At 47.0% G+C, this 11,578-nt stretch carries 10 protein-coding genes; all 10 read left to right on the top strand.

Features of this window, described 5'->3' with window-relative positions; all coding sequences use genetic code 11:
• Positions 1–7: 7 nt before the first annotated feature.
• The 10 genes from BLCOC_RS25740 to BLCOC_RS25695 all read left to right on the top strand — a co-directional run bounded on the left by BLCOC_RS25740 (position 8) and on the right by BLCOC_RS25695 (position 11,509).
• Complete coding sequence (locus BLCOC_RS25740; protein ID WP_044954596.1) at positions 8–889, top strand: carbohydrate ABC transporter permease; 882 nt, start codon at positions 8–10, stop codon at positions 887–889.
• A gap of 93 nt (positions 890–982) precedes the next feature.
• Positions 983–1,807, top strand: a complete 825-nt coding sequence (locus BLCOC_RS25735; protein ID WP_207660198.1) for a carbohydrate ABC transporter permease — start codon at positions 983–985, stop codon at positions 1,805–1,807.
• 37 nt (positions 1,808–1,844) lie between these two features.
• Entirely contained in the window at positions 1,845–3,167 is a 1,323-nt protein-coding gene (gene melA, locus BLCOC_RS25730; RefSeq protein WP_115623799.1) for an alpha-glucosidase/alpha-galactosidase, read from the top strand.
• Positions 3,168–3,356: 189 nt separating this feature from the next.
• Positions 3,357–4,355 carry a Gfo/Idh/MocA family protein gene (locus BLCOC_RS25725; RefSeq protein ID WP_115623798.1) on the top strand — a complete coding sequence of 333 codons (999 nt, stop codon included), beginning with the start codon at positions 3,357–3,359 and terminating at the stop codon, positions 4,353–4,355.
• Positions 4,356–4,410: 55 nt separating this feature from the next.
• Positions 4,411–5,448: a zinc-dependent alcohol dehydrogenase gene (locus BLCOC_RS25720; RefSeq protein WP_115623797.1), complete on the top strand. Its 1,038-nt coding sequence runs from the start codon at positions 4,411–4,413 to the stop codon at positions 5,446–5,448.
• A gap of 215 nt (positions 5,449–5,663) precedes the next feature.
• Complete coding sequence (locus BLCOC_RS25715) at positions 5,664–6,284, top strand: DUF2502 domain-containing protein (RefSeq protein ID WP_131918331.1); 621 nt, start codon at positions 5,664–5,666, stop codon at positions 6,282–6,284.
• Positions 6,285–6,521: 237 nt separating this feature from the next.
• On the top strand, positions 6,522–7,091 hold the full coding sequence (pduL, locus tag BLCOC_RS25710; RefSeq protein ID WP_029471391.1) for a phosphate propanoyltransferase: 570 nt from the start codon (positions 6,522–6,524) through the stop codon (positions 7,089–7,091).
• A gap of 301 nt (positions 7,092–7,392) precedes the next feature.
• Positions 7,393–8,364, top strand: coding sequence for a hypothetical protein (locus tag BLCOC_RS25705; protein ID WP_115623796.1), 972 nt, complete (start codon positions 7,393–7,395; stop codon positions 8,362–8,364).
• 313 nt (positions 8,365–8,677) lie between these two features.
• The gene (gene pfkB / locus BLCOC_RS25700; RefSeq protein ID WP_029471389.1) at positions 8,678–9,580 is read left to right on the top strand and encodes a 1-phosphofructokinase; all 903 of its coding nucleotides are present in this window, start codon (positions 8,678–8,680) and stop codon (positions 9,578–9,580) included.
• A gap of 15 nt (positions 9,581–9,595) precedes the next feature.
• Positions 9,596–11,509: a PTS fructose transporter subunit IIABC gene (locus BLCOC_RS25695; protein WP_018595509.1), complete on the top strand. Its 1,914-nt coding sequence runs from the start codon at positions 9,596–9,598 to the stop codon at positions 11,507–11,509.
• Positions 11,510–11,578: the final 69 nt, after the last annotated feature.

The raw sequence follows: 11,578 nt of genomic DNA, 5'->3' as shown, positions 1-11,578 counted from the left end.
TGGACATATGAAGAAAAGTAAACTGGAAAAATCCAGAAACAGATGGGGAATTGTGTTTATTCTTCCCCAGCTCATCAGTCTGGTCTGCCTTGGGATCATACCCATTGTGATCGCGTTTGTCCTGAGTTTCTTTGATTGGAACGGGTTCAGCTCACCGGTATTTACAGGCTTTCAGAATTTTAAGGCAGTGTTTACAGATCCGGACACAGCTATTGCCATAAAGAATACCCTTATCTATTCGGTTATCTATGTGCCATGTTCCATTGCCCTTTCACTGGGACTTGCCATGCTTCTGAATAAGGCATGGGGAAAAATGTTTTACCGCGCAGTTTTTTTCCTTCCCCAGATCGTTACCTCTGTGGGTATTGCGGTGGTATGGTCCTGGATTTACCAGCCGCAGTTTGGAATTCTGAACATGATATTGAGGTTTTTGGGGATAGAGGGGAAGGAATGGCTGCGCGATCCCTCCACGGCCATGGGGGCAGTCATTGTAATGAGTATCTGGTGGGGGCTGGGATATAATATTGTGCTTTTTCTGGCGGGATTGCAGAATGTTCCAAAGACTTATGTGGATGCGGCAAAGATTGACGGTGCAAATGAACGTCAGGTGTTTTTCAATATTACGATTCCGCTTATCTCACCAACCACATTACTGGTGACCATCACTACAATGATCAATGCTTTCCAGGTCTTTGACCAGATGTTCCTGCTGACATCAGGGGGGCCGGCAAAGAAAACTTATACCATGGCCATTCATATCTATCAGACAGCATTTAAGAGCTATGAGTTGGGCAAGGCGTCTACAGCGGCGCTGATATTATTCTTTGTAGTAGTGGCTGTGTCTGTGATACAGTTCAAGCTGTCTGACAAATGGGTTCATTACGGGTAATGGTTCAGCTTGTCTGAACTGCTGCTATTACGGAAAGTAGGTGAGAAGATGGAAGACAGAAAGAAAAAAATCACTAAAGGCAGAAGGGCTGGCGTGAAAAAGAAGTTTTATGTCCTGTTGGTCCAGGTGGTGCTTATTGCAATGACTGTTCTTGCGTTATTTCCGTTTCTGTGGATGATATCCACTTCCCTGAAAGGGTCTGAGGAGGCATTTGCCTATCCGCCGAAACTGATACCGAAGATTTTCCACTGGGATAATTACAGAAAAGCCATAACAGCACTGCCCTTTGATAAAGCTTACCTGAACAGCCTGAAACTGGCGGTCATCAATGTAACGGGACAGGTGCTCACCTCCGCTATGGCGGGATATGCCTTGGGAAAGCTGAGGTTTAGAGGTTCAAATGTAGTGTTTGGAGGATTTATTGCGGTCATGATGGTACCTTATACGGTGATTTCCATTCCGCTGTTCCTGATTTTCAGTCAGCTTAATCTGATCGACACACATTTGTCCATTATTTTGATGACAGTGGCTTATATGCCTATGGGGGTATTTCTGTGCAGGCAGTTTATTATGGCTCTGCCCGATGAATTGATGGAGGCCGGGATCATTGACGGGGCAAACTATGGCTCCATGTTTTTCAGGATTGTGCTTCCGCTTGTGAAACCGGCACTGGCATCCCTGGGAATATTCTCATTCATGTGGAACTGGAACAGTTTCTATACGCCTCTGATATTCTTGAACTCCCAGGAAAAATATACAGTGCCCCTGCTGCTCAATATGTTTAAAGGAAAATACACAGTGGACTGGTCGCTGATCATGGCCGCGTCCACCATCGCAGTGATCCCTGTGCTGGCGGTCTACCTGTTTGCACAGAAATATATCATTGAGGGAATTACAATAACAGGAATGAAGAGCTGATGCGAGGAAAAAGAAGAGTGGAAGACAGGAGGAGTTTATGCCAAGAATAGCTTTTATGGGAGCAGGCAGCACAATATTTGCCAAAAGTGTGCTGGGTGACTGCATCCTGACACCGGAGATAAAGGATCTGGAGATTGCGCTGCACGACATTGATCCTGTGCGGCTGGAGGATTCCAGAAAAATGCTGGAAAACATAGCTTCAAATACGGGACGTAAAGTGAGGATTGAGGCTCATGCTGACAGAAAACAGGCTCTGAGAGGGGCAAAATACGTGGTAAATGCCATTCAGGTTGGGGGATATGACCCTTGCACGATCACTGACTTTGAGATTCCGAAAAAATACGGACTGCGTCAGACCATAGGGGATACATTAGGGATAGGAGGTATATTCAGGGCACTGCGCACTATACCGGTGTTGGAGGAATTTGCAGCAGATATGCAGGAGGCATGCCCGGACGCCCTCTTCATCAATTATTCCAATCCTATGGCTATGCTGACAGGATATCTGCAGACATACACCCCAATCCGTTCTATTGGCCTGTGCCACAGTGTGCAGGTCTGTATTCCTCAGCTTTTCAAGGCACTTGATATGGAGGAACTGGTTCCGGAAACCAGATGGGAAATTGCGGGCATCAACCATCAGGCGTGGCTTTTAAAGGTACAGGACGGCAGAGGAAATGATTTATATCCGGAGATTAAAAGGAGGGCGGCGGCTTTTCTCAGCGGTGAGGCTGTATACGACGGGGACTGGGATAAAGTACGATACGAGATGATGCTGAAATTTGGCTATTACATAACGGAGTCATCCGAACATAATGCAGAATACACCCCATGGTTTATAAAGGAAAGATATCCGCAGCTCATTGAGCGGTACAACATCCCTCTGGACGAATACCCGAAACGCTGTATTAAACAGATCGGAGACTGGAAACAGATGCGGGAGGATCTGGTTCAGAATGCAGAGATAAAGCATGAGAAGAGCCGTGAATTTGCATCTTTTATCATAAACGCCATGGAAAATGATATTCCCTACCGTGTACACGGAAATGTACAGAATACGGGCCTGATACCAAATCTTCCGCCCAATGCCTGTGTGGAGGTACCCTGTCTTGTGGACCGGGACGGAATCCATCCCTGCTATGTGGGTAATCTTCCCGAGCAGTGCGCTGCCATTAACCGAACCAATATTAATGTGCAGCTTTTGACCATTCAGGCGGCTAAGTCCAGGAAAAAAGAAGATTTGTATATGGCCGCCATGATGGATCCCCATACAGCAGCAGAACTGTCTATGGATGATATTAAGGCAATGTGTGACGAGATGCTGGAGGCACATGGTTCGTGGATGCCGAAATACAGGTAAAAATACGTTACTATTCAGCCTTACGGCTTCATAGCAACAAAAGCATGCATACAGACTGCAAAAAACGCAGTCTGACGCGTGACTGTCTCGGGATTGCCTTGCAAATGCAAGGCAACACCTCGCGGGATAGTGGAAGGCTGAACTGTTACAAAAATACAGAGGGCATATAAAAATAAGGAGAACAGTTACATGGAGAAAGTGTTGAGAGTAGGCGTGCTGGGCATGGGAAATATGGGAAAAGCGCATGCGCGCAGCATGATGAAAATGGAAAATGTGGAGATTGCAGGGCTGTGTTCCTGGCCGGAAGAGGATGCCAGGGCGTTTGCACGTGAGAACCATCTGGACTGCGGCGTGTACGATGACGGGTTTCGTATGATAGAGGAGGCAGAACTTGACGCCCTATATATCTGCCTGCCGCCCTTTGCCCATAGCGGACAGCTTGAAGCGGCAGCGGACAAGGGGATCCACGTGTTCATTGAAAAGCCCGTGGCCCTCAGTGTGGAGAGAGGAAAATCCATGGCAGAGGCAGTGGAGCGAAATCATATTGTCTCCCAAGTGGGATACCATATGAGATTTGGAAGCGCCGTCAGAAAATTTAAGGAATATCTGGACAATGGAACTGCCGGAAGGCCTACACTTTATATGGCAGATTATGAGTGCAACAGCCTGCACGGTCCCTGGTGGCGTGATATTACAAAATGCGGCGGACAGGTTTTTGAGCAGGTGATCCACCTGTATGATATGGCACTTTATCTGATGGGGGATGCTGACTGTGTGAACGGACATATTGCCAATCTCTGCCATCAGGATGTGGAGGGGTATACCATCGAGGACACCAGTGTCTGCAGCATACATTTTAAAAACGGCTCCCTGGGTTCCGTATGTGGCTCCAATTGTGCTGTGAAGGAGCAATGGAACGGCAGGTTCCGGGTTATCTGTCAGCATATGACTGCAGATTTCAGTGACCATAACCATGCTGTCTTCACCTTTACAGATGAGGAAGAACCCCGTACAGAAACAGTTTCGGAGGATGCGGACGCCACATACCTGGAGGACTGCTGTTTTATAGAAACCATACGGGGCAGGAGAGGAAACACGGCAGGGGTTTTAGAGGGGCTGAAGGGCCTGCGTCTGGTAAGCGCAGTGGTGGAATCGTCATCAAAAAACGGCGCGTGCATTGTGCCGTAAATTAGCAGACATGCGGAACCGTTATCATAATTCAGTATTTAAAGGAGAAGGTAAAATGGCAGGTAAAGAGATTGTTTCAACAGAACCAAGAAAGGCATTCCTGAGGGAATATGAAGATGTTCCGGTAAAGGAGAATGAAATCAGAGCAGAGGTGGATTTTGCCGCAGCTAAACACGGAACAGAGTTTACTCACTTTCGCGGGGAGGACCCGTTTCTGGAAAATGTTTTTGATGAAGAGTATCTTTTGTTCAGAGAGAGCAGGGAGGCGGCGGAGAAACCATTCTTTATGCGGCCAGGTAATATGTGGATCGGTCGTATCACTGAGATGGGAAATGAAGTCAGCGGGTTTGAGATCGGAGAACGGATCGCCGGCTATGGTCCTCTGAAAAGTACCCATACCCTAAAAGCTGAGGAAGCCTTTAAAATGCCTGAGCGTATGACCTGGAAGGAAGCTGTGTGTTATGATCCGGCACAGTTTGCGCTGGGGGGGATTCGCGACGGTCAGGTGAGAGTCGGAGATAATGTGGTGATCTCAGGTCTGGGAGCCATCGGCCTGCTTGCGGCACAGTTTGCAAGGCTGGCAGGAGCGGCAAAGGTTATTGTGTGCGACCCCATCGAAAAACGCCGGAATGTGGCTCTGGAAAACGGTGCGGATCTGGCTCTTGATTCCGCTTCTGTGGATGTTGGACTTGAGATCAAGAAGGCCACCGGAAAACGCGGAGCCGATGTGGTGATAGAGACCAGCGGAAACTATTATGCGCTCCAACAGGCTGTCAGAGGTGTGGCATATAATGGAAATGTGGCAGTCGTGGGATGGTATCATGAATGTCAGGGCGGTTTGAATCTGGGCAGGGAGGCTCACTTTAACCAGCCCAATATCATTATATCCAGAGCATGCAGTGAACCAAACCGAGAATACCCCAGATGGAGTTTTGAAAGGATTTGTGATACCTGTTGGGACATGCTGGCAAAAGGACTGCTGAAATGTGAAAATATTGTTGACCCGGTGGTACCCGTGGACAAGGCGGCAGAGACTTATATGAGTATTGACAACAATCCTGCCAGCAGTGTGAAAATGGGTGTGGCATTTTAAGACGTTGGGGTAATTTTCCATCAGAACAAATAGAGTTTTTATATGAGACGGCCCAGCGGGGGATTCCCCGCCGGCCGTTATTTTTATGTTTCTCTTTCTTCTGTTGGAAGATTGTGTTAAACTAAAGTGTATTTAAGGATTACTTTCTGCAGGATAAAAGCTTTTATATGTCGGAATGTGTCCGGCTTGTGGGAGAACGATTAAGGGATAAAGAGATGAAGATTTTGAAAACGATTGGGAAAGTGATAGCAGCACCTGTGTTTTTATGTGTATTTTTACTGGCAAGGTGTTTTCAGTTTTTTTTAAAGGTCTGCGGGGCTGTGGTGACATTTGTGTGTATACTGGCAGCCGTAGTGCTGACTATCGGCATAGTTACGCAGATTGCTCTGCAGATGCAGGGCCGGGGGCCGGGAATCGCCGCGATCATTATCAGTGTTTTCGTGGCAGCGGTTCTGGCATATGTGCCGGGGGCCGGTGTAGGTGCTGTAATGGTGGTCCTGGAGGGGATATGCAGCTGGATCATGAAGTTCTATAAAGCCGCTCTGGAGAGTGTACATATTGACCACAAAAAGACAGGTTACAAATGGGCGGATTACGACTGGGACAGCAATAAAGTCTACAACAGTGTGAGAAATTCCACAGTTGGTGAGAGCGAGCGGAAGATACATTACTTTAAGGGAATCCGCACCCAGGAGGAATTAAAGAGGCGTGCCTGGGCACTGCTGAAGATATACCAGCCGGACAACCGGTTCGGGGAGGATGAGATCACAAGAAGTATTATGGCTGAGTATGATTATTTAAAAAAGAAACTGCCCAAAAGCAGCATGGAGGAATAACTGCGGATAGTTTTTTGAAGGTGGCATACTTAATTCCATGTACCGTGAAAAATGCAAAAAGTACCAAAAGAATCCCCACCGATGCGTTGACAAGCCTTTAAAAAAAGCTATAATAATAAATAGAGAATGATGATTGCAGCAGAAATAAGGCTGCTGTGTGATTCTGAATTTATTTCTGGGTTTATATAAATTCAGAATGTGATTGAAGTTCATTAAAAATTGTGTGGAGGATATGAAATGAAAGTATTAGTTGAAACATCTGCAAGACATTTACATTTATCCCAGGAACATCTGGAGATCCTGTTTGGAAAAGGACATGAACTGACTGTAAAAAAAATGCTGAGCCAGCCAGGACAGTTTGCCTGTGAAGAAAAAGTTGAAGTGATCGGCACCAAGGGCAGCCTGAAAATGTCTGTTTTAGGACCTGTAAGAAAAGATACTCAGGTTGAAGTGTCCCTGACAGATGCAAGAAGCCTTGGTGTAGCAGCTCCTATCCGTGAGTCCGGCGATATCGCAGGCACAGGTGCATGTAAGTTAGTGGGACCGGAAGGCGAAGTGGAACTGACAGAAGGTGTTATCGCCGCAAAACGTCACGTACATATGACTCCGGAAGATGCTGAGAAGGCAGGCGTAAAAGATAAAGACATTGTAAAACTGGATATCGAGTCTCCCAACGGAAGATCTCTTACATTCGGTGATGTAATTGTCCGTGTAAGCGCTTCTTATGCAACAGCAGCACATATTGATACAGACGAAGCCAACGCTTTAGCTCCGGGAAAAGAGTGCTACGGAGAAATGACGAAATAATTCAAAGAATCAAACATCAAAACATTTGGTTTGGCGGATTTGCGCCCGGTCTATCCGGGCGCTTTTTTGGAAATCAACTTGACAGAATCATCCGGTTCTGTTACCCTATGAACATATTCAAAATCGAAGGCGTTCTGCTTTCTATATCTGCGCAGTATCTGCGGTTATCCATTTTTAACAAATCCATAGAAGAAAGTTGGTGGTTACCGGTCATAGAGTAAACAACAACAGACTTTTGACGGAGTCTGTCTTTTTGTATTGTAATTCCCATTTTAAAAAGATATAATAAAAGGAGGAATGTATGAGTGACATTGCATATCAAAATAAAGATATTGCACTTAAGTATTTTGGCGATGCACTGAAAAATAAAGACCTGACTGTATACGGCCTGCCGCATATAAGGATCAAAGATACCAGGCCCACAAACCTTCCGGCTATAGAAGTCAATGAGTTAAGGATGGACAATTTGTTTATCCTTGAGGACAGCTCTTTTGCGCTGATCGACTATGAGAGTACCTTCGGGATCCACGATATTGTGAAATACGTGAACTACATAGCCAGGATATTGAAGCGTTTTGTCAGACAGGAAGGCGGCCGGAATTCGGAAAGAGGCAGGAAAAGACTGCCTGTTATCCATTTGATCATTATTTTTTCAGCGGATATAAGCGATATAGATCCCAATATTCTGGATGTGGGGTGTATGCAGTTGAAAATAGAACCTGTGTACCTCCTGCGTATGGAGACGGAAAAAGTATATAGTAAAATTCAGTACAAAGTGGAAAATAAAGAAACTTTAAATGATGATGAGATGTTGGAAATGATCGTTCTGCCGCTCACCGTGAAAGGAAAAGAAGAAAAGCGGGCATTGGTGGAGGAAACAGTAAGGCTGGCGCAGGAGATACAGGATGAAGAACAGCGCATGCAGGCTTTGGCCGGAATTCTGACTTTTGCGGATAAGATTTTAGATAAGGAATATGCAAAGCGGATAAAGGAGGTGATCGGGATGAATAAAGTGGAAAAGCTGTTTTATGATGAAGGTGTTGAGACGGGAATAGCGAAAGGCGTTGCGGAGGGCAGAGCGGAGCTGATCCGGTGTATAAGAAAGAAATTAAAGAAAGGCTATGCAGTGATGGAAATTGCCGAGGTACTGGAATTAGATGACCTGTATGTTAAGAAGACTGCGGATCTGATACAAAGCCGTCCGGGTGATTCTGATGTGGAAATTGCGGAGAAGCTTTTCAGGGAAGAAAGGATTCAGAGAACTGCCGGATAAGACATGAATAGAAATGAAATGTAATTATATGGTATAGGAAAGCCGAAGAAAGAAGATATTAAAGACAGATATCTTTTTGACTTCGGCTTTTTCTGTTTTGCTATGGCAGTAAAAAGTGTGAGTGATCGAAATTGACCGGATATAATTAAAAACCCTAAAAACGAATTCAAAACAATCAAAACTGTGCATATTGCACCAAAATAAATCGCCATTTTCGTGAATTAATTTGATTGAATTTGAACGAATATGGTTGTATAATACAGATAGTTAAGAAACAGAGACAACCGGGATAACCGGACAGGAGGGAAGCCATATGATTTACACGGTCACATTCAATCCGTCACTGGATTATATCGTTTCCGTCAAGGATTTTCAGCTTGGTATGACAAACAGAACAGATTCCGAACTGCTGCTTCCGGGCGGCAAGGGTATCAACGTATCCACAGTGCTTATGAATCTGGGGATTGAGAATACAGCACTGGGATTTACCGCCGGATTCACCGGCGATGAGATCCGCCGGAAAGTGGAGGAGATTGGCGTGAAGGCAGATTTCATTCCAATACAGAAAGGAGTCTCCAGGATCAATGTGAAGCTGAAGTCTATTGACGGTACAGAGATCAACGGGCAGGGACCGGATATAGGAAAAGAAAAGGTGGAGGAACTGCTTGGACGGCTGGATGGCCTGAAAGAAGGCGATGTACTTGTTCTTGCAGGCAGTATTCCGTCATCCATGCCGGACAACATTTACAGGAACATTATGAAACGTCTTTTGGGAAAAGGCATTATGATCGTGGTGGACGCCACCAGGGATTTGCTGGTCAATGTACTGGAGTACCACCCATTTCTGATAAAACCCAATAACCATGAGCTGGGAGAGATATTTGACACAGAGATCAAAACCAGGGAGGAAGTCCTCCCTTACGCCAGAAAGCTGCAGGAGAAGGGGGCGCGTAATGTGCTGGTCTCCATGGCAGGAGAAGGGGCTGTGCTGGCAGCAGAGGATGGAAGCTGCCATATGGCACCGGCTCCGAAAGGAAAACTGGTAAATGCAGTGGGAGCAGGGGACTCCATGGTAGCCGGATTTTTGGCCGGATGGATGGAAAAGAAAGATTATATCCACGCATTTCGTATGGGGATCGCAGCGGGAAGCGCCAGCGCATTCTCAGAATATCTGGCGAAACGCGAAGAAGTAGAAGCTGTCTATGAAACCATATAAAGGAAGGAAACAGGTATGAGAATAACGGATTTACTGGATAAGAGGAGTATTTCCCTGAACGGTGCGCCTAAGAGCAAGGAGGAGGCACTTGATCAGGTAGTTGCTCTGATGGCAGAGAGCGGGAAGATCAATGACGAGGAGGCCTACAGAAAGCAGGTCTACGCCAGAGAAGAGGAGAGCACCACAGGAATCGGGGAGGGGATCGCAATTCCCCACGGAAAGTGCGATGCAGTTGACAGACCGGGCCTTGCGGCAATGGTTGTGAAGGATGGAGTTGATTTTGATGCACTGGACGGTGAACCGGTCACTCTGATCTTCCTGATCGCCGCACCGAATACAGAAGACAATGTACATCTGGATGTGCTCAGTAAGCTTTCCGTTCTTATGATGGATGAAGAATTTTCCGACTCCCTGCGAAATGCAAAATCTCCGGATGAATTCCTGGAGATTATAGATAAAGCAGATGATGAGAAGCCCGATATTGACCAGCGCCTGGCGGAACCGGCAGAGGAACAGAAAGGACAGGCGAAGATCCTTGCTGTCACATCCTGCCCTACAGGTATTGCTCACACCTATATGGCCGCTGAGGGTATTGAAAAGGCTGCCAAGGCAAAGGGATGTTTCGTAAAAGTAGAGACAAGGGGATCGGGCGGTGCAAAAAATGTGCTGACGGATAAGGAGATCCAGGAAGCAGACTGTATCATTGTGGCAGCGGACGCACAAGTTCCCATGGACCGCTTTGACGGTAAGAAGGTGATCGAGTGTCAGGTCTCTGACGGAATCAGCAAGGCAGACGCACTGCTGGAAAGAGCTGTCAATGGGGATGCGCCTGTATATCACGCGTCCGGGGCAGTGCAGAAAAGCTCTCAGACAAAGAGCGGCGGTAGCGTGGGCCATCAGATCTATACCCAGCTCATGAATGGTGTATCTCACATGCTCCCCTTTGTGGTGGGCGGCGGTATCCTCATTGCCATTGCGTTTTTGATCGACGGTTTCAGTGTGGATATGAATTCCCTGCCCATGGACCAGAGGGCGGATTTCGGTACTATCACACCGGTGGCGGCTCTGTTTAAGAGTATCGGCGGCACAGCATTTGCGTTTATGCTTCCGGTTCTGGCAGGCTTCATTGCCATGGCCATCGGTGACAGGCCGGCTCTTGCAGTCGGTTTTGTGGGCGGCATGATCGCATCCCAGGGACAGTCCGGTTTTCTGGGAGCATTGGCGGCCGGATTTGCGGCAGGTTATCTTATCAGGCTTCTCCGCAAGCTGTGCGATAAGCTTCCCCAGGCCATTGAGAAGATCGCGCCGGTACTGATCTATCCGGTGGTGGGTATCCTAGTCATGGGACTACTTATGACATTTGTGGTGGAACCTGTCATGGGCTTTATCAACACCTCCCTGAACAATGGATTGACAAGCATGGGCGGCTCCAGTAAGATTGTTTTAGGATTGATTTTAGGAGCCATGATGGCAATTGATATGGGTGGCCCGTTCAACAAGGCAGCCTATGTATTCGGAACAGCATCTATTGCCGCAGGCAATTACGGTATCATGGCAGCGGTTATGATCGGCGGTATGACACCTCCCTGTGCCATTGCCCTGGCTACACTGTTGTTTAAGAATAAATTTACAAAAGAACAGAGGGAAGCAGGCCCTACCAACTTTATCATGGGTCTGGCATTCATCACCGAAGGGGCAATTCCCTTTGCGGCATCAGATCCTCTTCACGTGATCCCCGCGTGTATGATCGGCTCCGGTGTTGCCGGTGCGCTGAGCATGCTCTTTAACTGTACACTGATGGCACCCCACGGTGGAATCTTTGTCTTCCCTGTTGTGGGCAATGCTCTGATGTATCTGGCAGCACTTGTGATCGGAACCCTGGTATCCGCGGGACTGCTGGGAGTTTTAAAAAAGAAAGTAGAAGAGTGACGGTTTCCCATGAATTTCGGCCCATAACTGTGGGCGCGCGGAACAGCCTCGTAAAAGAATAAAAACATC

The organism is Blautia coccoides (assembly GCF_034355335.1).
Lineage (GTDB): Bacteria > Bacillota > Clostridia > Lachnospirales > Lachnospiraceae > Blautia > Blautia producta.
This window is presented reverse-complemented; position numbering and strand designations above follow the sequence as displayed.